24 protein-coding genes are annotated in these 22,974 nt (G+C 70.9%); 16 read left to right on the top strand and 8 right to left on the bottom strand.

Annotated elements, in window-relative coordinates:
• Positions 1 to 2,256: a tetratricopeptide repeat protein gene (locus L6E10_RS11940; RefSeq protein ID WP_236219570.1), complete on the bottom strand. Its 2,256-nt coding sequence runs from the start codon at positions 2,254 to 2,256 to the stop codon at positions 1 to 3.
• 9 nt (positions 2,257 to 2,265) lie between these two features.
• A complete protein-coding gene (locus L6E10_RS11935) occupies positions 2,266 to 2,913 on the bottom strand; it encodes a GntR family transcriptional regulator (RefSeq protein ID WP_236219569.1) in 648 nt (215 codons plus the stop codon).
• Between the two features lie 100 nt (positions 2,914 to 3,013).
• On the opposite strand from L6E10_RS11935, the gene L6E10_RS11930 reads away from it, so the two are divergent.
• The 8 genes from L6E10_RS11930 to L6E10_RS11895 all read left to right on the top strand — a co-directional run bounded on the left by L6E10_RS11930 (position 3,014) and on the right by L6E10_RS11895 (position 8,724).
• Positions 3,014 to 3,967 carry an asparaginase gene (locus L6E10_RS11930; RefSeq protein WP_236219568.1) on the top strand — a complete coding sequence of 318 codons (954 nt, stop codon included), beginning with the start codon at positions 3,014 to 3,016 and terminating at the stop codon, positions 3,965 to 3,967.
• A gap of 21 nt (positions 3,968 to 3,988) precedes the next feature.
• The gene (locus tag L6E10_RS11925) at positions 3,989 to 4,279 is read left to right on the top strand and encodes a hypothetical protein (protein WP_236219567.1); all 291 of its coding nucleotides are present in this window, start codon (positions 3,989 to 3,991) and stop codon (positions 4,277 to 4,279) included.
• 96 nt (positions 4,280 to 4,375) lie between these two features.
• Positions 4,376 to 4,798, top strand: coding sequence for a peptide-methionine (R)-S-oxide reductase MsrB (gene msrB / locus L6E10_RS11920; protein WP_236219566.1), 423 nt, complete (start codon positions 4,376 to 4,378; stop codon positions 4,796 to 4,798).
• Positions 4,799 to 5,044: 246 nt separating this feature from the next.
• On the top strand, positions 5,045 to 5,923 hold the full coding sequence (locus L6E10_RS11915) for a TIGR04222 domain-containing membrane protein (RefSeq protein ID WP_236219565.1): 879 nt from the start codon (positions 5,045 to 5,047) through the stop codon (positions 5,921 to 5,923).
• Positions 5,924 to 6,014: 91 nt separating this feature from the next.
• The gene (locus L6E10_RS11910; protein ID WP_236219564.1) at positions 6,015 to 6,782 is read left to right on the top strand and encodes a TIGR04222 domain-containing membrane protein; all 768 of its coding nucleotides are present in this window, start codon (positions 6,015 to 6,017) and stop codon (positions 6,780 to 6,782) included.
• A gap of 10 nt (positions 6,783 to 6,792) precedes the next feature.
• A complete protein-coding gene (locus L6E10_RS11905) occupies positions 6,793 to 7,542 on the top strand; it encodes a TIGR04222 domain-containing membrane protein (RefSeq protein ID WP_236219563.1) in 750 nt (249 codons plus the stop codon).
• On the top strand, positions 7,542 to 8,360 hold the full coding sequence (locus L6E10_RS11900) for a DUF692 domain-containing protein (RefSeq protein ID WP_236219562.1): 819 nt from the start codon (positions 7,542 to 7,544) through the stop codon (positions 8,358 to 8,360). Before L6E10_RS11905 ends, L6E10_RS11900 begins: the two co-directional genes overlap by 1 nt.
• Positions 8,353 to 8,724, top strand: coding sequence for a hypothetical protein (locus tag L6E10_RS11895; protein ID WP_236219561.1), 372 nt, complete (start codon positions 8,353 to 8,355; stop codon positions 8,722 to 8,724). The genes L6E10_RS11900 and L6E10_RS11895 overlap by 8 nt, the downstream gene beginning before the upstream one ends.
• Positions 8,725 to 8,773: 49 nt before the next feature.
• Here L6E10_RS11895 and hemQ read toward each other — a convergent pair whose 3' ends face one another.
• Genes hemQ through hemE form a run of 3 tightly spaced genes read right to left on the bottom strand, consistent with a single transcriptional unit; the run spans position 8,774 to position 11,951 of the window.
• Positions 8,774 to 9,466, bottom strand: a complete 693-nt coding sequence (gene hemQ, locus L6E10_RS11890) for a hydrogen peroxide-dependent heme synthase (protein WP_236219560.1) — start codon at positions 9,464 to 9,466, stop codon at positions 8,774 to 8,776.
• A 23-nt stretch (positions 9,467 to 9,489) separates the two neighbouring features.
• On the bottom strand, positions 9,490 to 10,917 hold the full coding sequence (gene hemG, locus L6E10_RS11885; RefSeq protein ID WP_236219559.1) for a protoporphyrinogen oxidase: 1,428 nt from the start codon (positions 10,915 to 10,917) through the stop codon (positions 9,490 to 9,492).
• Positions 10,917 to 11,951, bottom strand: a complete 1,035-nt coding sequence (gene hemE / locus L6E10_RS11880; RefSeq protein ID WP_236219558.1) for a uroporphyrinogen decarboxylase — start codon at positions 11,949 to 11,951, stop codon at positions 10,917 to 10,919. The genes hemG and hemE overlap by 1 nt, the downstream gene beginning before the upstream one ends.
• Before the next feature lie 72 nt (positions 11,952 to 12,023).
• Here hemE and L6E10_RS11875 point away from each other — a divergent pair, with 72 nt between their 5' ends.
• The gene (locus L6E10_RS11875; protein ID WP_236219557.1) at positions 12,024 to 12,569 is read left to right on the top strand and encodes a DUF3000 domain-containing protein; all 546 of its coding nucleotides are present in this window, start codon (positions 12,024 to 12,026) and stop codon (positions 12,567 to 12,569) included.
• A gap of 114 nt (positions 12,570 to 12,683) precedes the next feature.
• Here L6E10_RS11875 and L6E10_RS11870 read toward each other — a convergent pair whose 3' ends face one another.
• Positions 12,684 to 13,829: a dipeptidase gene (locus tag L6E10_RS11870; protein WP_236219556.1), complete on the bottom strand. Its 1,146-nt coding sequence runs from the start codon at positions 13,827 to 13,829 to the stop codon at positions 12,684 to 12,686.
• Between the two features lie 318 nt (positions 13,830 to 14,147).
• On the opposite strand from L6E10_RS11870, the gene L6E10_RS11865 reads away from it, so the two are divergent.
• The 3 genes from L6E10_RS11865 to L6E10_RS11855 all read left to right on the top strand — a co-directional run bounded on the left by L6E10_RS11865 (position 14,148) and on the right by L6E10_RS11855 (position 16,851).
• Positions 14,148 to 14,801, top strand: coding sequence for a response regulator transcription factor (locus tag L6E10_RS11865; protein WP_181320591.1), 654 nt, complete (start codon positions 14,148 to 14,150; stop codon positions 14,799 to 14,801).
• 70 nt (positions 14,802 to 14,871) lie between these two features.
• Positions 14,872 to 16,128, top strand: a complete 1,257-nt coding sequence (locus tag L6E10_RS11860; RefSeq protein ID WP_236219555.1) for a ribonuclease D — start codon at positions 14,872 to 14,874, stop codon at positions 16,126 to 16,128.
• Positions 16,129 to 16,362: 234 nt separating this feature from the next.
• Complete coding sequence (locus L6E10_RS11855; RefSeq protein ID WP_236219554.1) at positions 16,363 to 16,851, top strand: GNAT family N-acetyltransferase; 489 nt, start codon at positions 16,363 to 16,365, stop codon at positions 16,849 to 16,851.
• A gap of 81 nt (positions 16,852 to 16,932) precedes the next feature.
• Here L6E10_RS11855 and L6E10_RS11850 read toward each other — a convergent pair whose 3' ends face one another.
• Positions 16,933 to 17,421 carry an HIT family protein gene (locus tag L6E10_RS11850; protein WP_236219553.1) on the bottom strand — a complete coding sequence of 163 codons (489 nt, stop codon included), beginning with the start codon at positions 17,419 to 17,421 and terminating at the stop codon, positions 16,933 to 16,935.
• Between the two features lie 71 nt (positions 17,422 to 17,492).
• Positions 17,493 to 18,143 carry a MerR family transcriptional regulator gene (locus L6E10_RS11845; RefSeq protein ID WP_240010472.1) on the bottom strand — a complete coding sequence of 217 codons (651 nt, stop codon included), beginning with the start codon at positions 18,141 to 18,143 and terminating at the stop codon, positions 17,493 to 17,495.
• 104 nt (positions 18,144 to 18,247) lie between these two features.
• Here L6E10_RS11845 and L6E10_RS11840 point away from each other — a divergent pair, with 104 nt between their 5' ends.
• The 4 genes from L6E10_RS11840 (at position 18,248) to L6E10_RS11825 (ending at position 22,943) form a co-directional block, all read left to right on the top strand.
• Complete coding sequence (locus tag L6E10_RS11840; RefSeq protein WP_236219551.1) at positions 18,248 to 19,084, top strand: hypothetical protein; 837 nt, start codon at positions 18,248 to 18,250, stop codon at positions 19,082 to 19,084.
• Complete coding sequence (locus L6E10_RS11835; protein WP_236219550.1) at positions 19,081 to 19,530, top strand: ABA4-like family protein; 450 nt, start codon at positions 19,081 to 19,083, stop codon at positions 19,528 to 19,530. Before L6E10_RS11840 ends, L6E10_RS11835 begins: the two co-directional genes overlap by 4 nt.
• A 90-nt stretch (positions 19,531 to 19,620) precedes the next feature.
• Entirely contained in the window at positions 19,621 to 20,838 is a 1,218-nt protein-coding gene (locus tag L6E10_RS11830) for an acetyl-CoA C-acyltransferase (RefSeq protein ID WP_236219549.1), read from the top strand.
• Positions 20,835 to 22,943: a 3-hydroxyacyl-CoA dehydrogenase NAD-binding domain-containing protein gene (locus L6E10_RS11825; protein ID WP_236219548.1), complete on the top strand. Its 2,109-nt coding sequence runs from the start codon at positions 20,835 to 20,837 to the stop codon at positions 22,941 to 22,943. The genes L6E10_RS11830 and L6E10_RS11825 overlap by 4 nt, the downstream gene beginning before the upstream one ends.
• Positions 22,944 to 22,974 lie beyond the last annotated feature (31 nt).

Genomic DNA, 22,974 nt, shown 5'->3' with positions numbered 1-22,974 from the left:
TCACACCGCGGACAGGTGCTCTCGCACCTCGGTGGCGATTTCGCGGGTGGCGTCGGTGTCCCACCGCTCGCACACCGCGAGCGAGTCGCGCAGATGCCGTTGCGCCGCGTCGTGGTCGCCCCGTGAGACGGCGTTGTCGGCGAGCGCGCGCAGGATCTCGATCTCGCCGAGCCCGTCACCGATCGCCCGGAACCCCTCCAGCGCCCGGGCCAGGTCGTCGTCCGACGCGTCCAGGCACCCGGCGGCACGGTGGGCCAAGGCGCGATGCAGCAGCGTGCGCGCAAGCCACGACCTCATGTGCGCACGCCGGTAGACGTCCTCGGCCTCGGTCAGCACAACAACGGCCTCGTCCGCCCTGTCGGCGTCCATCAGCGCGAGGCCGAGCCATCCGAGCGTGCGACCGAGGGCGGAGAGGTCGTAGATGCCGCGGGCATAGGCGCGTTGCTCCTCCGCCACTTCTTCGTGCGCGGTCACGGCGGCGATCGGGCGGCCCATCAACCGCCACAGCACGCCGAGCACCGATCGCGCGTAGTGCTCGTCCCCGGGCTCGCGCATCGACGCGATCGCCTTCAGGCACACGCGTTCCGCCTCGTCGAACTGGCCGAGCCCGCTGTGGGCGGCCGACGCGACGAGCCACACCCAGCCGAGGTGCCCGGTCTCCCCCGACTCCTCGGCGAGCCGCGCGGCACGGGTCAGCACCTCCAGCGCCGGGCCCGACCGGCCGGCCACGTCGAACAGCACCCAGCCCAGCTGGGCGAGGACCACGATCTCCTGCCACGGCTCGTGCGCGGACGCGAGAGCAGCGCGGTAGACGCGTTCCCAGAGCAGGCCCGGTTCGATGGCGGCGTAGTGCGACAGGGCGATCACCGCGCGGGCCACGTCGTCGTGCAAGCCCCTGGCCTGCGCCCGGTCGACGATCTCCGGCAGCAGGTCGCGGTGCTCGTCGAGCCACCGCCTCGCCGCGGCCACGTCGGCGAACGCCCTGCCCCGCGGGCGGACGCGCCGGGCGTCGCCCGTCTGTCCGAACAGGACTCCCGCCGCCACGGTCGACTCCAGCAGCCAGGAGAGCATCCTGCGGTGCGCGTCGTCGTCGGTGGCGTCGATCAGGCCGTTGGCGAACGTCCGGACGAGGCCGTGCATCGCGTAGCCGTGCTCGTCCGGGTCGAGGAGGCTGACGTCGGTGAGCTCCTCCAGCGCCTGCCCGGCCTCGGCTGCGGTGACGCCGGCCAGCTCCGCGGCGAGGTCCGGGGTCACGTGGGTGCCGACGAGCAGCCCGAGCCGCCGGAACACCAGGCGCGCCGTCTCCGGCAGGTGCGCGAGCGACACCTCGAACGCGCCGCGCACGTCGAGGTCGCCCGCCGTGAGCGCGGCGAGGCGGCGTTCCTCGATCTGCTCGACGAGGTGGCACAGGGGCCAGCGCGGGCGGCTGGCGAGCCGGTTGCCCGCGATCCGCAACGCGAGCGGCGACTCCCCGCACAGCCGGACGAGCGTCCGCGCGGCCTCGCGGTCGGCCTCGACGCGCTCCGCCCCGACGATCGACGCGAGCAGGTCCAGGGCGAAGGGTTCCGCGAGACCGCCGAGGCGGATCCACGTGGCGCCCGCCAGGCCGGCGAGGCGGTGGCGGGACGTGACGATCGTGAGGCACCCCGGATCGGCCCCGAGTGTGCGGACCTCTTCTTCCGTGCGCGCACCGTCGAGCACGAGCAGCAGACGCTTATTCGCGACCAACGACCGGTAGAGCCGCGTCTGGCCGTTGACGTCCTCAGGCACGTGCTCGGCGGGCACACCGAGGTCTCTCAGCAGCCGCTGGAGCGGTCGCCGGGAGCCTTCGAGGTCGACGAGCAGCTGTCCGTCCGGAAACCGGCCCTCCAGCAGATGCGCGGCCCTCACCGCGAGGCTCGTCTTGCCGGTGCCCGCCGCGCCGTGGACCACCACGAGGCCGTGGGGCTTGCCCGCGATGGCGTCGAGCTCGGCGTCACGGCCCACGAGGTCGGCGACGTACATCGGCAGCGACCGGACAGGGCTCGTCAGCGCGACCCCGCCGGTCCGCGCGAGGCGGCGCAGCTCGGCGCGGTCGCGTTCGCCGAGGTCCAGCGCGTCGAGCAGGGCTTCGGTCGTGCGGCGCTGCGGTGACCGGGCGCGGCCGCGTTCCATGTCGCTGATCGCGCGGACGCTGACACCGGACCGCTCGCTGAGCTCCTCCTGGCTGAACCCGGCGTTCCTGCGGTGCCGCACGAGCCGGTCGCCGAACGTCATGACCCGAAGCTAGTGGTTCAGGCTCGTGAGCATCTGCGCACACACGCGGGAGAGGTGGCGGCGCATCACCGCGGACGCCTTGGCCGCGTCGCCGTCCGCGACGGCCCGGACGAGCTCGTCGTGGTCGTCCAGCGACGCGTGCTGGTGCGGCGGGTCGTCCTCCAGCGCGCTGCGCAGGAGCACCACGCGTTGCTGCACGAGCCGCACCTGCTCCGCGATGCGCGGGCTGCGAGCCGCGTCGAGCAGCGACTGGTGGAACGCGAGGTCGAGCCGGTACGGGAACGGCTGCCCCGCCCGGTAGTTGCGGCGGCTCTCCGCACAGACCTCCTGCAGCCGCACCAGGTCGACGTCGGTCCGCCGGGACGCCGCCAGCTCGGCCGCCGCGCACTCCAGGGCGGTGCGCAGCTCGAACAGGGCCTTGACGTCCTCGGGCGTGGCATCGGGCACGAACGCGCCGCGGTGGGGCACCAGCGTCAGCAACCCCTCGGAGGCGAGGTGCCGGATCGCCTCGCGCAACGGGCCGCGGCTGATGCCGAGCTTCTGCGCGACCTCGACCTCGTTGACCCGCGAGCCCGGCGCGATCTCGCCCGTCAGCACCTGTTCGCGCAGGACGTCCACGGCCTGCCCGGCCAGGCTGAGGTGCAGCGGGGGTGTCACCTTCGTCTCCCGATCTGGACGGCACCGGCCGTCCTCCCGCTAAGCTAGCGAACGTGTCAACTGTCGACAGTTGGCAGTTTCCGGGGGCGAAAGGGGCGACATGGGACACGAAGTGGTGGCAGAGGTCTGGCGGGGCGACTTCCTCGAGTCGGTGCACCACGGCACCGTCGTCGCCACCGACGCGTCCGGCGCCCCGGTCCTGTCCGTCGGCAGGCCGGACGACATCACGTTCCCACGCTCGTCCAACAAGCCGCTCCAGGCCCTCGCGATGCTGCGCGGCGGCCTCGGCCTCGACGGCCCGCTGCTCGCGCTCGCCTGCGCCTCCCACTCGGGAGAGGACTTCCACGTGGCCGGCGCCCTGGAGATCCTCTCCTCGGCCGGCCTCGGCGAGGAAGCCCTCCGGTGCACGCCCGACCTGCCCCTCGGCGAGCAGGCCCGCGCCCGGCACCTCGCCCAGGGTCTCGCCGCCGCGCCGAAGTACATGAACTGCTCGGGCAAGCACGCCGCCATGCTCGCCACCTGCGTCGTCAACGGCTGGTCGACGGAGGACTACCTCGACCCGGCGCACCCGCTGCAGGTCGCGACCCGCCGCACGATCGAGGACGTGGCCGGCGAGCCCGTCGCCCAGGTGGGCGTGGACGGCTGCGGCGCCCCGATCTTCGCCATCAGCCTCACCGGCCTCGCCCGCGCGTTCGGCCGCCTCGCCAGCGCCGCCCCCGGCACGCTGGAGCACCGCGTCGCCGCCGCGATGAACGCCCACCCGGAGTGGGTCGGCGGCACCGGCCGTGACGTCACGGCCCTGATGGGCGCCCTGCCCGGAGTCATCGCCAAGGACGGCGCCGAGGGCGTCTACGCCGTGGGCCTCCCTTCCGGCGAGGGCGTGGCGCTGAAGATCGCGGACGGTTCGTCGCGCGCCCGTGCCGTCGTCGTCATCGCGGTGCTCAAGCGCCTCGGGGTGGACGTGAGCGCGGTCGAGGACCTCGCCACCGTCCCGGTCCTCGGGCACGGCCGCGCCGTGGGCGCCGTCAAGCCGTCGCTCGCGCTCGCGGGCTGACCAAGCCACTAAGCTGGGCTCATGGGCGATCCGAAGGACGAGGACGAGAAGTTCCAGGAGGAACTGATCGGCCTCGACCCCCACGACCCGGAGACGAAGGCGTTCGCGGACCACCTGGACCGGATGCAGCGGCAGCGTCCCGGCTACACCGTCGAGGGCTACCTCGACGGTGTGCGGGACTTCGCCGACTCGGCGAACCGCACGACGGGGCACCAGCGGCTCGTCGCCGTCATCGTCGTGGGCCTGCTGCTGCTGGGCGTGCTGCTCACGATCTGGTTCGCGCTGGGCGACATCCTCACCATCATCTTCTGACCCGGATGAGAACGAGTTCTCAACGGGGTCTTACGACCTCGCACGGGAAACGTCGCGCCGGGAAGTCTCACGAGCGCGTCGGCGTTACGAAGAGACATGGAACCTGTTGTCGGCACCACCCCCAAAGTCGTGCGATCCGAAGAGGAATGGCGCACGCTGCTCAACCCCGCCGAGTTCGCGGTGCTGCGCCAGGCCGGCACCGAGCGTCCGTGGACCGGCGAGTACACCGAGACCAAGACCGAGGGCGTCTACGAGTGCCGTGCGTGCGGGGCCGAACTGTTCCGCAGCGACACCAAGTTCGACTCGCACTGCGGCTGGCCGTCGTTCTTCTCGCCGCTGGCCGGTGACTCGGTCATCCTGCGCGAGGACCGCACCCTCGGCATGAAGCGCGTGGAGGTGCTCTGCGCGGCCTGCCACAGCCACCTCGGGCACGTCTTCGAGGGCGAGGGCTACCCCACCCCGACGGACCAGCGGTACTGCATCAACTCGGTTTCCTTGAAACTCGTTCCGTCCGAATAGGAGACTGCGGGAGGAGTCCGGTCGACCGGACCGGACCGACCTGGGAGGCACCATGAACTTCTTCGGTACCGACGGTGAAGGCTCCAGCGGAGTCGACGGCGGCTCGTCGAGCTAGTCACGGCGCCACGTCCGCCGACCGGTGACGGGCAACCCTAAGGCTTCGTCAACAAGCCTTGTGGGGCTGTGGCGCGGACCACACCATGGACGCACCGAAGCACATTCGGGGCAGTTCAGGGGGTGGGTCGCATGAAGGCTTGGGGGCTGTCCGGACCGGAGTTCCTCCAGTTGTACTGGATCGGGCTGGCACTGGCGGTGCTGGTCGCGATCGTCGTCCGGGTACGCGTGCGGGCGGGTCGCGGCGACCAGCCCGCGCGCTCCCTGGACATGGACGAACTCGCCTACCTCGCAGGCGGTCCGAGGCGTGTGGTCGAGACGTCCCTCGCGCGCCTGCTCACCGCGGGTGAGCTCCGCACGTCCCGGCGCGGCACGGTGCAGGTGACGTCCACCACGCACTCGGTGAACCCGGTGGACCGCGCGGTGGTGACCGACGGCCAGCGCTACACCAACCGCACGGTCACCCTGATGATCCCGGCCGTCGCCCAGGACGACGTGGTCACCGCGATCGGCCGGCGGCTCGAGGACATGGGCCTTCTCGTGCACCCGGCCGTCGCCAAGAGCGCGCTGCACAAGGGATGTGCCGCCTTGTGGGTCCTGCTGGCGATCGGTGCCGCCCGCTGGGTCAACGGCATCGCGATCGGCGCCGACATCGGCTGGCTCTCCGTCCAGCTCGTCCTGACGGTCCTGCTGATCGTGCTCCTCACGCGGCGCGGCAAGCACCTCCGCACCGCCAAGGGCACCAGGGTGCTGGAGGCCGCCCGCGGCGCCCGCACCAGGGCGGCGAGCGGGGACGAGGCCCTCTACGCGGGAGCGGCCGGAGCGGTTCTCTTCGGCGGCCTCGCCGTGTACCCGGACCTGGCGGTGCGCAGCTCGCTGCTCGCCTCCTCCTCCACCACGTCGGCGACCACCGGCTACAGCGGGTGTTCGTCCAGCTCTTCCTCGTGTTCGAGCGGCAGCAGCTGCGGCGGGGGCGGCGGGTGCGGTGGTGGCTGCGGCGGGGGCAGCTGAGCCGTCCTCCCTCGTTCTTTTCCGGTAACGCGAGGAACCCGGGGGTGGATCTCACGTCGAAGAAGCACAGGCACCAGTGAGGGGAGTGCTGATGTCCACGCCTTCGACACCGCACCGCACCACGTGGACCGCGGAGGAGATCGGGTTTCTCGCAGGGGGACCGGGCAGGGCGGCGGAAGCCGTTCTCGCCCGGCTGGTGGACGGCGGTCTCGTGCGCGTCTCCCGCGAGGGACTCGTGACCGCCGTCCACCAGAACACCTACGGCGCCACCAGTCCGCTGGAGGCGTACGTCCTGGCGGGACTGCACGGGACGCCGCGGCCGGTCCAGCAGGTCGTGCGGGTGGCGATGACGAGCCACGAGATGGGCGCGCTGCACCAGAGCCTCGTAGCCCGCGGGGTGGTGCGCTCCTCGTGGGGCAGGCCCCGCGGCGGCAAAACCGCGTTGCGGGTCGTGCTGTTCCTGATGGCGTTCGCCTCGTTGCTCGTGGCACTCGCGGTCGAACCCCTGGTGCTCGTGCTGACGGGCATGATGCTGGTGACCGCGCTCCTGTTGCGGGACAAGGGCAGGCTCACGGCGAACGGCAAGATCGTGGTGCGATACGCGTTCAGGTCGACGCACAGCGGTGCGGAAGCGGTGGCGTTGTCCGGATTGCGGCGGGGCAAGCAGCGCGCGGTCAAGTCCTCCGGTTCGTCCACTTCGCACGTCGGCGGCGGTTGCGGCTCCTACGACTGGAGCCACCACAGCTGCGGCGGCTCGTCGAGCTGCTCCAGCGCAAGCAGTTGTTCGAGCAGCAGCAGTTCGAGTTCGAGTTGCAGCAGCTCCAGTTCCAGCAGCAGTTGCAGCAGTTCCAGCAGTTGAGGGAGAACTGATGGTGACTCCGACGACCTCCCGGGCGACGGTCCTGTCCCCCGAGGAGATCGGCTTCCTGACGGCGGGACCGGGCAGGGCGGCCGAGACCGCGCTGGCCCGGCTGCTCGACGCCGGCGTGGTGCGGGTCGCGCGCGACGGCCGGGTGTCCCCCGTGCACCAGAGCGGCGGCGGCGTCACGGTGGTCGAGACGCGCATGCTCGGCCGGCTCACCAAACCCGTGCAGTTCGGTCAGGTGGTGCAAGCCTCCGCGACCAGCCTGGAGATGCGGGTGCTGCAGCAGGGGCTGCGCGAGCGGAAGCTGATCCGCGCCCCCCGTCCCCGGATGCGGCTGTGGTGGATCTTCCTGGTGATCGGGTCGTTCCTCGCCCTGGCCGCGATCACCGAGCCGACCCTGCTCGTGGGCACCGCGGCGCTGTTCGGGGCCTCCTGGTGGTCGTTCGGCGCTCGTCCGGTCACCAGGGCGGGCAGGGCGGCGATGAAGGGCGTGACCGCGGACGACAGGGTGCTCGCGGTCGCGCTGCACGGCTTCCGCGGCCGGGTCGGCGACCGGAACGTCGGCGACCTCTTCGGGCTGCCGCAGAGCGTCGTCAGGACGGTGCCGCGCAAGAAGAGGAAGCGCGCCGAGGACGACAGGTGCGGCAGCTGCGGGAGCGGGTGCGGCAGAAGTTCTTGTGGTACCAGTGGGTGTTCGTCGGGCAGCAGCAGCTGCGGTGGCGGCGGTTGTGGCGGCGGCGGAGGGGGCGACTGATGGCGGGGATCGCGGACCTGGGTGTCGGCATCGGCTGGCGCTCGGAGATCGACCTGACCGTGGAACGGCTGCCCGGCGTGGACTTCGTCGAGGTCGTCGCCGAGAACCTCCACATCGGACACCTGCCGGAGTCGGTCACGCTGCTGCTGGAGCGCGGAGTCCCGGTGCTCCCCCACGCCGTGTCGCTGTCACTGGGCGGTGCCGACGAGGTCGACCTGCACCGGGTCGAGCACCTGGGCGCCGTCGCCGAGGCCGTCGGAGCGCCGATGGTCAGCGACCACGTGTGCTTCGTGCGGGCGGGCGGGCTCGACTCCGGCCACCTGATGCCGGTGCCGCGCACCAGGGACGCGCTCGACGTGCTCGTCGCGAACGTCAAGCTGGCCCAGGCGAACCTGCCGGTGCCGCTCGCGCTCGAGAACGTCGCCGCGCTGCTGGAGTGGCCGGACGGCGAGCTGTCCGAGGGTCAGTTCCTCGCCGAGCTCGTGGAGCGCACGGACTGCTGGCTGCTCGTCGACGTCGCGAACCTCTACGCCAACGCCCGCAACATCGGCACGGACCCGGAGCGGTTCCTCGACGAGATCCCGCTCGAACGGCTGGCCTACGTGCACGTGGCCGGCGGCGAGCAGCACGGCGGCATCTACCACGACACGCACGCCCACGCCGTCCTGCCGGAAGTCCTGGAGGTGCTGGACGAACTGTGCTCGCGGGTCAGCCCTCCGGGCGTTCTGCTGGAACGCGACGACAACTACCCGTCCGACGCGGAGATCGAGGCGGAGCTGGCCGCGATCCGCGCCGTGGTGGACAAGCACCGTGGCTGAAGTCGTGAACGAGGACGACGTCCCCGCCGCCCGCGCGAGGCTCGCCGCCCGGCAGGCCGAGCTGTTGACCGCATTGCTCGCGAACGGACCGGCCCCGGCGGGATTCGACGAACAGCGCCTCGCCGTCGAACGGCGCACGTTGCTGTCGAAACGACGCGGCATCGTGCGGATGCTCGGCCCCGCTGTCGCCGACGAGCTCGGCGAGCGGTTCCGGCCGCTGTTCGACGCCTACGCCGTCGAGCACCCCCGCCGGGCGGGGTCACGCGCGCGCGAGGACGCCGCATCGTTCGCGGAATGGTGCCGCGCCGCGGGCGAGCTGTCGGCGAAGCGCAAGGCCCGCTGGAAGTTCTGGCGGTCGAACTGATCCACCCGGAGGGGTCCCGGCCGCCCGCTCCGGACGGCCGGGACCGCCCTCACGGCAGGTTCAGGACCAGCTCGGCGGCCGAGACGCGGGTGCCCGTGTAGAAGGGGATCTCCTCGCGCACGTGCAGACGGGCCTCGGTGCCGCGCAGGTGGCGCATGAGGTCGACGATGCGGTGCAGCTCGTCCGCCTCGAACGCCAGCAGCCACTCGTAGTCGCCGAGGGCGAACGACGCGACGGTGTTCGCGCGCACGTCCGGGAAGTCGCGGGCCTCCTTGCCGTGGTCCGCCAGCATCTTGCGGCGGTCCTCCTCCGGCAGCAGGTACCACTCGTAGGACCGCACGAACGGGTAGACGCACACGTACTTGCGCGCCTCCTCACCCGCGAGGAACGCGGGGATGTGGCTGCGGTTGAACTCCGCGGGGCGGTGCAGGGCGACCTGCGACCAGACCGGCGTGGAGACCTTGCCGAGCGGCGTGCGGCGGAAGCCGGTGTAGGCGGCCTGGACCTGCTCGATCTCCTCGGCGTGCCACCAGATCATGTAGTCCGCGTCGGCGCGCAGACCGGCCACGTCGTAGACACCGCGGACGACGACGCCCTTGCCCTCCAACGCGTCCAGGTAGTCCTGGGTCTCGCTGGCCGCCGCCGAACGGTCGTCCGGAAGCTTGCCGGGTTCGACCCGGAACACCGACCACATCGTGTAGCGGATGGTGTCGTTGAGTTCGTTGTAGTTCAAGCGCGCCATACGTCCATCTTGGCACGGTCCTCTCAGCGGCGAACGCGGCCCAGCAGGTGTGCTGCGACACGGGCGGCGGCCGCGTCCGCGGTCGCGATGCACGCCGGCACGCCCACGCCGTGCAGCGTGGCTCCCGCGACGGCGAGGCCCGGCACGTCGGCGATACCGCGCTCGATGGTGTCGACCAGGTCGCCGTGGCCGACGCCGTACTGCGGCAGCCCGCCGCCCCAGCGCTGGACCACGTAGTCGATCGGCGCGTCCTTGACGCCGGTCAGCTCGTGGAGGTCGTTGCGGACGGCCTTGACGAGGTCGGCGTCGCTGCGTTGCAGGAGCGCCGTCTCGCCGTGCCGCCCGACCGAGCCGCGCAGGATCACGGGTTCGCCGTAGTGCGCCCACTTGCGGCTGGAGAACGTGAAGGCCTTGGCGGTGAACGGGGTGATGCGGTCGGAGTACCGCTCCCCCTCCGCGATCAGCACACCGGAGCGGTCCGGCAGCACGGTGCCCGGCGGCAGGGCGAGCGCGACGACGGCCATGGAGGCCACCTCGACCTTGCCGTACGCGGCGGACACCTGCGGGGCGATCTCGTGCAGCAGCTTGCGCGCGGACGGCGCGGGGACCGCGAGCACGACGCCGTCGCACTCCAGGTACTCCGGGGTCGCGGCCGAGCCGATCTCGAGGCGCCAGCCGTCGCCGAGCCACGACAGCACCCGCACCGGCAGGCCCAGCCGCACCTCGGGCTTCGCGACCTCGGCGAGCCGGTCGACGAGCGACGAGACGCCGTTCGCCAGCGACGCGAACACCGGCGGGCGGGCCGCGCGGGGCTGCTGTGGCGCGGGCATCGTCATCGCGGCGGCCGCGAGCAGCGACCCGACGCCCTTGTCGAGCAGCGTCGCGATCTGCGGCATCGTGGCGCGCAGGCCGAGCTCGTCGGCGCGGCCCGCGTAGACACCGCCGAGCAGCGGGCCGACCAGGCGCTCCGCGACCTCGGGGCCGAACCTGTCCTTCACGAGCGCGCCGACGGCGACGTCCCCGCCGCCGAGCGAGACCGGCGGCAGCGTCGGTTCCATCTCGACGCGCAGCGCGCCCTCGGACGACAGCACGTGCCGCACGCTCTCGACGCTCGCCGGGACGCCCATGAACGTGTGCGCCGGCAGCTGGTGCGTGCGCCCGGCCGCGTGGACGCTCGCCTTCGCGCCCGTCGGGTGCACGACGTGGTCCTGCAGCCCGACCTCGCCGATCAGCTCCTGCGCCTCGGGCTTGCGGTGCAGGAACGCCTCCGCGCCCACGTCGAACCGCACACCGGCGAGCTCGGTGGTGCGCAGCTTGCCGCCCAGCCGGTCGGACTGCTCGACCACCGTGATCCTGGCGTCGGGGCCGAGCAGCATCCTCAGGCGGTGCGCGGCGGCGAGTCCGGAGATGCCTCCCCCGACGATGGCGACGTGCGGTGCTCTGGCGTGCATTACAGGCTGTGGATCAGTTCGACGGTGCGGGTGATGATCTCCGGGTCCGTGTCGGGCAGGACACCGTGGCCGAGGTTGAAGATGTGGCCGCGGGCGGCCTTGCCCTCGGCGTGGATGCGGCGCACCTCGCGTTCGACGGCCTCGAAGCCCGCGAAGAACAGTGCCGGGTCGAGGTTGCCCTGCACGACCGGCTCCGGCAGGTCCGGGGCGGCCTCGCGCAGCCGCCGCACGGCCACGTCGAGCGGCAGGCGCCAGTCGACGCCGACGACGTCCGCGCCGGCCTCGCGCATGGCGGGCAGCAGCTCGCCCGTGCCGACGCCGAAGTGGATCCTCGGAACGGTGCTGATCGTCTCCAGCACGCGCTGGGAGTGCGGCAGGACGAACTCCCGGTAGTCGCGCTCGGACAGCGCGCCCGCCCACGAGTCGAACAGCTGGACCGCCTGCACGCCCGCGTCGAGCTGCGCGTGCAGGAAGGCCGCCGTGACGTCGGCGATCTTCGCGAGCAGCGCGTGCCACAGCTCGGGGTTGCCGTGCATGAGCGCCTTGGTGCGCTCGTGGTTCTTGCTCGGGCCGCCCTCGACGAGGTACGAGGCGAGCGTGAACGGCGCCCCCGCGAACCCGATCAGGGCGACTTCGCGCGGCAGTTCCTTGAGCAGCAGCCTGATCGCGTCGGCGACCGGCTGCACCTGCTCGGCGTGCAGCGCGGGCAGCGCCTTCACGTCGTCGAGCGTGCGGACCGGGTTCGCGACGACGGGACCGGTACCCGCGACGATGTCGAGGTCGACACCGGCCGCCTTGAGGGGCACCACGATGTCGGAGAAGAGGATCGCGCCGTCGACCCCGTGCCGCCGGACCGGCTGCATGGTGATCTCGCAGACCATCTCCGGGTCCATGCACGCGTCGAGCATCGCGGTGCCCTGGCGGAGCGCCCGGTACTCGGGCAACGACCGTCCCGCCTGCCTCATGAACCAGACAGGGGTGTGCGACGGGGTGCCGCCACTTGCGGCCACGAGGAGGGGAACTGAAGAAGTCATATCTCTTTCATGGTCCCACGTCCCGGCGTGCCGCCGTCACTCGGTCGGTTTCCGAGGCATACAGTCAGTTGCGTGACCGAGCCGGAAATCTTCCGCCGGGCGGTGGGGACGCTCAAGTCGGTTCGCCACAGGCCCGAGATCGAACTCACCGAGGTTCGCCCGCCGCAGCGGCTCGCCCCGTGGGCGTACGCGCTGACGGCTGAGGTCACGGGTCCCTCGGACGAGCTGTCGACCGGAAGACTCGTGCTGCTGCACGACCCGGACGGCGACGAGGCGTGGGGCGGTGTCCTGCGCGTCGTGGCGTACGTGCGCGTCGAGCTGGACCACGAGCTCGCCTCCGACCCGCTGCTGCCCGAGGTCGGGTGGTCGTGGCTGACCGAGGCCCTCGACCAGTCCGGTGCGCGGTTCACCGCGCTGGGCGGCACCGTGACGCAGACGTCGTCAGCGAGGTTCGGCGACATCGCCGGTCCGGCTCGCACGGACGACCTGGAGCTGCGCGCGTCGTGGACGGCGCTCGACGGCGAGCTCGCCGAGCACGGCACCGCGTTCTACGAACTGATGGCGACGGCCGTGGGGCTGCCCCCGGTCGGCGTGACGTTGTTCGGCCAGCGCTCCTGATCCACCGATATCCCATATATCAGCGGCTGTTCCGCACGCCGCCGTCTTTGCAACTGGTCTTTTGCGGACGTTCGCAAAGACCAGTTGCACAGGACTCGACGACAAAACGACAGGTCAGCTGTCGGCGTCGCGCAGCACGCGCAGGACGTTGGCGCCGACGAGCTTCGTGCAGTCGTCCTCGGACCAGCCACGGTCGAGCAGCGCGCCGATGAGGTTCGGGTAGGTCGAGACGTCCTCGAGGCCCTGCGGGAGCGCCTGGACGCCGTCGTAGTCGCCGCCCAGCCCGATGTGGTCGACGCCGACGACCTCGCGTGCGTGGTCGAGGTGCAGGACGACGTCGTCGAGCGTCGCGACCGGCTTGGGGTTGTCGACGACCCACTTCTCGGCGAACTGCTTCCGCTCGTCCATGTCCGCGTGGCTCGCGCCGGCGGCGGTCATCGCGTCACGAAGGGCCGCGTCCCATTCAGCGACACGCGGCGACACGAAGTCCGGGACGAATGTGATCATGGCCACACCACCGTTGGCCGCGAGCTTGACCAGGACGTCGTCCGGGATGTTGCGCGGGTGGTCCGCGACGTGGCGGCACGAGGAGTGGCTGAAGATCACCGGCTTGACGCTCGTGTCGAGCGCCGCGTGCATCGTGCTGGGCGCGACGTGACTCAGGTCGACGAGCATGCCGATCCGGTTCATCTCGCGCACGACCTCGCGGCCGAACTCGGTCAGGCCGCCGTGTTCGGGCTGGTCGGTGGCGCTGTCGGCCCACGGGGTGTTGTCGTTGTGCGTCAGCGTCATGTAGCGGACGCCCAGCCGGCGCAGGGCGCGCAGGACACCGAGTGAAGAGTTGATGGAATGGCCGCCCTCGGCGCCCAGCAGTGACGCGACACGCCCGGATGCGAAAACTTTTTCGGCCTCGGCGGCGGTGGTCGCGATCCCGAGGTGGTCGGAGTACCGCACGGCCAGTTCGTGGACCAGCTCGACCTGCTCCAGCACGGCGGTGACGGCTCCGTCTCCCGCGAGCCTGCCGGGGATCCAGACGGACCAGAACTGCATTCCCAGGCCGCCCTCGCGCATTTTCACGATGTCGGTGTGCAGGCTGGGATGACGGTCCGTGAGATCGATCTTCGCGGCGGTCGTGTAGACGTCCTCGCCGGTTCCCTCTCCGAACTCCCGCAGGGCCCACGGCAGGTCGTTGTGGCCGTCGACCAGGGGCACGCGCCGCAGCAGTGCCCGCGCTCGTTCGACACCCGAACCGCTCCGCACAACCAACTCCTAGATGTCGTTCCGAGAGGGCCTCGCGTTACGCCCCCTATCCAGTTGTCATCCAATCGTGTGACACATGAGGCCATCTGTCACAACTCAATAGGGATAGATACCCGATTGATCGTCCCGTAGACCCGCATGGGCGGCTACGCTGCCCCAGACGACACCACTTTCGGTCGATCAGTGGCGCGGCTGATTGGACGAAAGTCTCCGGTGCCGGTCGGGGGGCACGACCGACTCCAGGGAGGTAGTGACGTGGCTGCCGTCGGCTTAGGTCAGGCCGTTCGTACCACGCCAGCCGGCTCGTTGCCGGCGAACATGGTCCCGCACCCGCGGGAAGAGCTTTTTTCAGTGCTGGTGGTCGACGACCACCCACTGCTGAGGGAGGCGATATCAGCTCGGCTCACCCAAATGGGAGCCGGGACAGTGCATGAGGCCGCATCGGTGGCAGAGGCTCGGGCGCGGGCACTTGCCACCGGACCGTGCGACCTCGCGATCCTCGATCTGGGCCTGCCGGATGGCACCGGCATCGACCTGGTCACGGAACTCCGTGCCCAGGGCTGGCCCCGCATCGTGGTCCTCGCATCCTCCGACGACCCCTACGCGGTCAGGTCGGCCTTCCAGGCGGGCGCCCAGGCGTACCTCCTGAAGTCCGCCTCTCCGATGGTGGTCACCGACGGGGTGCGCAGGGTCCTCGACGGCGGCGTTTACGCAGATCCGAGCGTGGCACCAGTACTCGCAGCGGGTACTCGGGTGCCGGGCACGGACAACACGCCGCGGGAACTCTCCGCGCGTGAGGTCGAGGTGCTCCAGCTGGTCGCCGATGGCCAGAGCAACAAGGAGATCGGCGAGGCTCTGAGCCTGTCCGCGTTGACGGTGAAGTCTCACCTGTCGCGGATCGGCCGGAAGCTGGGCACCGGGGATCGCGCTCAGATGGTCGCGCTGGCCATGCGTGCCGGCGTGATCCGTTAGATACCGGTTTGAAGCACTGAACCGGCCGAGAACACCTGTGAGTGGTGCGATCGTCGTAGGGTCATCCGCTGTGGATGTACCCGCCGACGAGCCAACCGCACCAACCGGACCAGATCCGGTACCGCTGACGGAACCTGCTGATGGGGTCCCGCCCGTGGTCGCCGATCCTGCTGCGCTCCGGCGAGCCGCTGACGCGCTCGCCGGGGCGAAGGGCCCGGTCGCGGTGGACACCGAGCGAGCCTCGGGCTACCGCTACTCACAACGTGCCTATCTGGTGCAACTGCGCCGGGAGGGCGCCGGCACGTGGTTGGTCGACCCGATCGCCCTGGGCGGACGGCTCGACCCGCTGGTGCAGGCGCTGGACGGTACCGAGTGGGTGTTGCACGCAGCGTCCCAGGACCTGCCGTGCCTCGCCGAACTCGGGCTGCGTCCCGGCGTGCTGTTCGACACCGAGCTGGCGGGCAGGCTGGCTGGGTTCGAGCGCGTCGCGCTGGGCACGCTGGTGGAACGGCTACTCGGTTACAGGCTCGAGAAGGGGCACGGCGCGGCCGACTGGTCGCGCCGGCCCCTTCCCGCCGATTGGCTGACGTACGCCGCTCTCGACGTGGAGCTGCTCGTGCAGCTGCGCGACGTTCTCGAAGCCGAACTGGAGCGCCAGGGCAAGCTCGCCTGGGCGCTCGAGGAGTTCGAGGCGGTGCGGACGGCGCCGTTGCCGCGCCCCCGCACCGACCCCTGGCGACGCACGTCGGGCATTCACCGCGTGCGCAACCAGAGGCAACTGGCCCTCGTGCGTGCGCTGTGGGAAGCCCGCGACGCCGTGGCCCGTGAACGCGACATCGCCCCAGGACGGGTCCTCCCGGACTCCGCCCTGATGGAGGCGGCCGCTCGCAACCCCTCTTCGGAAGCCGAACTGCTCGCGCTTCCGGTCTTCCGCGGACGTTCCCAGCGCCGCATGGCGGGCGTCTGGATGAACGCGCTGCGCAAGGCGGCGAACCTGACGAAGGCGGAACTCCCGGAACCCGCGGGCCAGCACGACGGCCCTCCCCCGCCCAACCGCTGGGCGGACAAGGACCCGGACGCGGCGGCCCGGCTGACCGCGACCAGGGCGGCGCTGGGTGCCATCGCCGAGGCCAACACCCTCCCGGTGGAGAACCTGCTGCTGCCCGACCTCGTGCGCCGCACCTGCTGGCAGCCGCCTGCCGACCTCTCGCCCGAGTCCGTGGCGTCCGCGCTGCGGGAGGGCGGAGCCCGGTCGTGGCAGATCGAGCTCACCCTCGAAGCGCTGACGAAGGCGCTGGCGGCGACAGCACCACCACCGGCCGGCTGACGTCCGGCAGATCAGCCGGGTCCTGCAGAGCTGTGCGTTGACGACGGCCTCGACGTCCACGCGCCTGGGTCACCCAGTGCGCCGCCGAGGACCGTCGTCAACGCGCCGAACGGGTCGTCCCCGCTGTCCACGCGGCCCGGACGTCTCCCTGGCAGCCGATCTCTCTTCCCCGTCCTAGACCGGAGCGGCGACCTCGTCGCCGCCTTCCCGCACCGCCACCAGGGACGTTCCCCCGTGATCAGCACCGCCCGCCTGGACCTGATCCCGTTGCGGGTCGACCACGCCGCGGAAATGGCCGAAGTGCTCGCCGACCCGGCCCTGCACACGTTCACCGGCGGCGCACCGCTCACCCCCGAGGCGCTCCAGGCCCGTTACGAACGGCTGACCGCGGGCTCACCCGACCCGGGCACCCGGTGGCTGAACTGGGTGATCACCCTGCGCGACGAGAACCGCCTCACCGGCACCGTCCAGGCGACCATCACCGACCACGTCGCCGAAGTCTCCTGGGTGGTCGGCATCCCGTGGCAAGGCCGCGGCATCGCCCGCGAGGCGGCACAGGGCCTCGTCACCTGGCTGAGGACCCAGCCCGTCCACACGGTCATCGCCCACGTCCATCCCAACCACCACGCCTCCGCGGCCGTCGCCGCCTCGGCCGGTCTCACGCCCACCTCCGAGGTCCGCGACGGCGAGGTCCGCTGGCTGCTCCACCAGCCTTTGCAATGACTCTTTTGCGGACGAAGTCCAAAGAGTCGTTGCTAACGGCCAGCTCAGCGCGCTGCCCGAACTGATATATCGGTTGGCACCTCACTTGACCATGTGGTCGCCGAGGCGCCGGGCCAAGTCCGCCACCTCGTCGTCGGGCAGGTCGAGGTAGCCGCGGGAAGGCTCGAACAGGGCGAACTGCTGATCTTCGTAAGGCACGCCCGGCGGCAGCGGCACGAGGTGCCAGTGCACGTGCCGGTTGGCCTGCTGGCTGCCGAGCGAGAGCACGTAGAGCCGCTCGACGGGCAGCAGCGCGGTCAAGCCGCCGCCCGCCCGGTGCACGACCCGCTGGATCGCGGCGTACTCGTCGGGCGTGAAGTCACCGATGGCGTGTTCGCGGTGCTCGACCGGCGCCACCAGGAAGTGGCCGACCGCCGAGGGGAACCTGCTCGCGAACACGATCGCCACCTCGTCCCGGTAGGCGACGTGGTGCGGGTGGTCCGGGTTGCCGACGAGGAGCTCGCAGACGAAGCAGGCGCGGCGAGCGAGCGCGAGGTAGCCGCCGGGGTTCCAGGGCACACGGGTCGTCATGATCCATCCGTACCGGAGGCCGTCCGGCGCGGTGCGCGCCATGCCGGGCGGGACGGCCGCTCCTCACCTCATCAGTTCTGGGGATCGGAATCGGGCCGGCCGTCGATCACGTCGCGCGACACCTGGACGTGTGCGAGCCGCCGGACGGCCTTGAGAACGGCGTCGCCGATCAGGGTGCCGACGACCATCGCCTCGATGACGTCGTCACGCGAGCCGCGGCCCGCGATGTACTCCACGTCGGCCTGCGCGATGATCTTCAGCCCTGCCAGGTAGGGGTCGAGCAGGTCGCGGAAGTGGTCGTGACCGACCGAGCGGGCCACGGACAGCGCCGCGGCGAGCATGTGGGTCACGTTGCTTTCGGTGACGTCGACGCACTCGGTCTCACCCTGCCGCGCGAAGAAGGCCTGGACGTCCTCGATGGCGAGCGGGTCCAGTTCCACCGCGCTCGGCTGGCTGATCGCCTCCTGCACCGCGCCGAGCTTGCTGTGCAGCGACTCGTCGCGGGTGTCGATGGCGGCGAGGACCTCGCGCACCGACGCGATCGAGAGGCCGCCGACGTCCACCAGGGCACGGACCAGTCGGAGCCGGCGCAGGTGCTCGTCGTCGTAGTGCGCCTGGTTCGGGCTGGTCAGCACGCCGGCGGGCAGCAGCCCTTCGCGCAGGTAGTACTTGATGGTCGGCACCGGGACGCCGCTTCTCTTCGCAAGCTCGCCAACACGCATATGGATAGTGTAACTTCCGGATAGTAGAGAGTGCCGCTATCCATTCAGGGGGTACAGAGATGTTGCGCACGTGGCACCGGCCGCTAGTGGTCTTCGGTCTCGCGATGGCAGTGCTGATCCCGATCGCGCTGATCGGGCTGCTCGTCGATGACCGGACGGTGGTCAACTCGCCGATCTGGCTCAAGCCGCTCAAGTTCGCCGTGTCGCTGACGATCTACGCGTTCACGCTGGCGTGGCTGCTCACGTTCCTGCGGAAGTTCCAACGCGTCGGCTGGTGGGCGGGCACCGTCCTCGCGCTCGCCGGCGCCGCCGAGATGGTCGTGATCGTCGGCCAGGTCCTGCGCGGCAGGCGCAGCCACTTCAACTTCGAGACCCCGCTCGACGCGGCACTGTTCTCGATCATGGGCACCACGATCGTCGTGCTGTGGCTGACGCACGCGGTCGTCGCGGTCCTGTTGTGGCGCACGAAGTTCGAGAACGAGGCGCTGGCGTGGTCGATCCGGCTCGGGCTCGTGATCTCGTTCCTGGGCCTCGGCGTCGGCTTCCTCATGACGAGCCCGAAGCCCGGCCAGGCGCTCGACGGCGACACGCTCGGCTCGCACACCGTCGGCGCGCCCGACGGTGGCGCGTACATGGCGCTCACCGGGTGGAGCACCGAGCACGGCGACCTGCGCGTCGGCCACTTCATCGGCATGCACGCGCTGCAGGTGCTGCCGGTCGTCGTCGCACTGCTCGGCGACCGCGCCAACGCGAAGATCGCGTGGGTCGCCGGCGCCTCGTTCCTGGGGATCTTCCTGCTCGTGACCTGGCAGGCCCTGCGCGGCCAGTCGCTGGTCCAGCCCGACGGCACGACGTTGGTCGCGCTGGCCGGGATCATCGCCGCGACCGCACTCGGACTGGCGTGGGCGCGTGAACCGGAGAAGGAGCTCGTTGCCGCATGACCGCCACCCTGTTCGACCTGACGTTCCTGGTCGTGGCGCCGTTCTGGGCGCTCATGATCCTCGCGCCGAAGTGGTCGTGGACGGAGAGGATCGCCGAGTCGTACCTGATCGTGCTGCCGCCGGCGCTGATCTACGTCGTGCTGCTGGTCCCGGAGCTCTCCACGGTGCTGCCGCTGGTCACCCGGCCGGAGATCGGCCCGCTGGCCGAGTACCTGGCCACGGACACCGGCACGGCGCTGGCGTGGGCGCACATGCTCGCGTGGGACCTGTTCGTCGGGCGCTGGATGTACCTGGAGGGGCGCCGGCTGGACGTGCACCCGCTGGTGATGGCACCCGTTCTGGTGATCACGATCCTGCTGGCCCCGGCCGGGTTGCCGCTGTTCCTGGTCATCCGCAAGGTGTGTGACGCAAAGAACAGGGGCGCCGCTGTGGTTACCGGCCAGTAACTAGGGCTAGAGTTGGCGTTACCGACCGGTAGGGACGTCGCGCTCCCCTGCCGAGTGGACAGAGTTGTCACCACAAGTGGAGGAGACGCCGTGGCCGCACCAGCAGCGCCGGCACGCGTTCGGAACGTGGTCTTCGTCGACGGCGTCCGCACGCCGTTCGGCAAGGCCGGCCCCAAGGGGATTTTCGCCGAGACCCGTGCCGACGACCTCGTCGTGAAGGTCATCCGTGAGCTGCTGCGCAGGCACCCCGAGCTGCCGCCGGAGCGCGTCGACGAGGTCGCCATCGCGGCGACCACGCAGATCGGCGACCAGGGCCTGACGATCGGCCGGACCGCGGCGCTGCTCGCGGGCCTGCCGAAGTCGGTGCCGGGCTACGCCGTCGACCGCATGTGCGCCGGCGCGATGACCGCCGTCACCACGGCGGCGAGCGGCATCGCGTTCGGCGCCTACGACGTCGTCATCGCGGGCGGCGTCGAGCACATGGGCCGCCACCCGATGGGCGAGGGCGTCGACCCGAACCCGCGCTTCCTGTCGGACAAGATCGTCGACCCGAGCGCGCTGGTCATGGGCCAGACCGCGGAGAACCTGCACGACAGGTTCCCGGAGATCACCAAGGACCGCGCGGACGCGTACGCCGCGGCCTCGCAGGCCAAGTACGCGGCCGCGCTGGCCGCGGGCAAGATCGGCCCGGAGCTCGTGCCGGTCGCGACCCGCTCGGCGGAGAACGGCTGGGGCCTCGCGACGGCCGACGAGCCGCCGCGTCCGGGCACCACGGTCGAGGACCTCGCCAAGCTCAAGACGCCGTTCCGCCCGCACGGCCGGGTCACCGCGGGCAACGCGGCCGGCCTGAACGACGGCGCGACCGGCTGCATCCTGGCCGACGAGGACACCGCGAACGAGCTCGGCCTGCCGATCGGCATGCGCATGGTCGGCTACTCGTTCCTCGGCGTCGACCCGTCGGTCATGGGCGTCGGCCCGGTGCCCGCGACGGAGAAGGCCCTGCAGCGCGCGGGCCTGTCCATCGAGGACATCGGCCTGTTCGAGATCAACGAGGCGTTCGCCGTCCAGGTGCTGGCGTTCCTCGACCACTTCAAGATCTCCGACGACGACCCGCGCGTGAACCAGTGGGGCGGCGCCATCGCGACCGGTCACCCGCTGGCCTCGAGCGGCGTGCGGCTGATGACGCAGCTCTCGCGTCAGTTCGCCGAGCGTCCGGACGTCCGTTACGGCCTCACCACCATGTGCATCGGCATCGGCATGGGTGGCACGGTCATCTGGGAGAACCCGAACTGGAGTGGCGACAAGTGACCATCACCGCTGAGGAAGCAAAGGCGATCTTCCCCGACGAGGTCGTCACCCACGCCAAGACGCGCCTGATCGACGTTCCCGGCCTCGACAAGCCGGTCGCGTTCATCACGATCGACAACGGCCTGGACCACACCCGCCCGTCGACGTTCGGCCCGCAGTCGCTCGTGTCGCTCGGCGCGGCGTTCGACGAGGCCCACGCGGCCGGCCCCGCCGCCATCGCGGTGACCGGCAAGCCGTTCATCTTCGCCGTGGGCGCGGACCTGTCCGCCGTCGAGCAGGCCACCGACCGCTCGCAGGGCGTGACGATCGGCAAGCTCGGCCACGACGTCTTCAAGAAGTTCACCGACTCGGACATCCCGACCTTCGCCTTCGTCAACGGCGCGGTCATGGGCGGTGGCCTCGAGCTCGCGCTGTCGTGCCACTACCGCACGCTCGCGTCGAACGCGGCCGCGATCGCGCTGCCCGAGGTGTTCCTGGGCCTGTTCCCGGGCTGGGGCGGCACGCAGCTGCTGCCGAACCTGATCGGCGCCAACGACGCCGTGACGGTGATCTTCGAGAACGCGCTCAACCAGAACAAGATGCTCAAGCCGGCCGACGCGCTGAAGCTCGGCATCGCGGACGTGCTGTTCGACTCCGCCGACTACCTGGAGCAGTCGCTGCTGTGGCTGTCCGGCGTCGTGCGCGGCGAGATCACCGTGCCCCGCAAGGAGATCGACCGCGGCGAGGCGTGGGACGCCGCCGTCGCGCGCGCCAAGGGCATCGTCCACGGCAAGACCAAGGGCGCGGCGCCCGGCGCGCAGAAGGCGCTGGAGCTGCTGGAGCTGGCGCGCGAGAACGACCTCGAGAAGGGCTACGCCGCCGAGACCGAGGGCCTCGCGGACCTCGTCATGAGCGACGAGCTGCGCGCGGGCCTGTACTCGTTCAACCTCGTGCAGAAGCGCGCGAAGCGCCCGGCCGGCGCGCCGGACAAGTCGCTCGCGCGCAAGGTCACCAAGGTCGGCGTCGTCGGTGCCGGTCTGATGGCCTCGCAGATGGCGCTGCTGTTCCTGCGCCGCCTGCACGTGCCGGTCGTGCTGACCGACATCGACCAGGCGCGCGTGGACAAGGGCGTCGGCTACGTCCACGCCGAGGTCGACAAGCTCGCGGGCAAGGGCCGCATCTCGCCGGACGAGGCCAACCGCCTCAAGGCGCTGGTGTCGGGCTCGCTCGACAAGGCCGCGTTCGCCGACGCCGACTTCGTGATCGAGGCCGTGTTCGAGGACCTCGCCGTGAAGCAGCAGGTGTTCGCCGAGGTCGAGGAGCACGTCTCCGCCGAGGCGGTCCTCGCCACGAACACGTCGTCGCTGTCCATCACGGACATGGCGTCGAAGCTCAAGCACCCCGAGCGCGTCGTGGGCTTCCACTTCTTCAACCCGGTCGCGGTCATGCCGCTGCTGGAGATCGTGCGCGCCGAGCAGACCGACGACGCCACCCTGGCGACGGCGTTCGCGATCGGCAAGCAGCTCAAGAAGTCCTCGGTGCTCGTGAAGGACGCGCCCGCGTTCGTCGTGAACCGCCTGCTGACCCGCTTCATGGGCGAGGTCATCAAGTCGGTCGACGAGGGCACCTCGTTCGAGGTCGCCGACAAGGCCACCGAGCCGCTCGGCCTGCCGATGTCGCCGATGATCCTGCTGCAGCTCGTCGGTTCCGCCGTCGCGCTGCACGTGTCGGAGACGATGCACGGCGCGTTCCCGGACCGCTTCTCCGTGTCCGAGAACATGAAGAAGTTCGTGGCCGCGGGCAAGACCGCCGTGTGGCAGTGGGACTCCACGGGCGCGCAGACGGTCGACCCCGAGGTCCAGGCGCTCTGGGAGTTCGGCTCGACGCCGCTCACCGGTGACGAGGTGAAGAACCGCGCGCTGGAGGCCCTGGCCGAGGAGATCCGCATCATGCTCGACGAGGGCGTGGTCGCGGAGGCGCAGGACATCGACCTGTGCATGATCCTCGGCGCCGGGTGGCCGTTCTGGCTGGGCGGCATCACGCCGTACCTGGACCGGACGGGCATCTCGGAGAAGGTGACCGGCAAGCGGTTCCTGGCGCCCGGTGTGGCGTCCGTGCCCGCCTAGTCGTCCAGGACCGCGAAGCCCCGGCTCTCCC

This window comes from Lentzea sp. CC55 (genome assembly GCF_021056325.1).
Classification (GTDB): domain Bacteria; phylum Actinomycetota; class Actinomycetes; order Mycobacteriales; family Pseudonocardiaceae; genus Lentzea; species Lentzea jiangxiensis.
The sequence above is the reverse complement of the archived record's forward strand: the minus strand, read 5'-3'. Positions and strand labels throughout refer to the sequence as shown.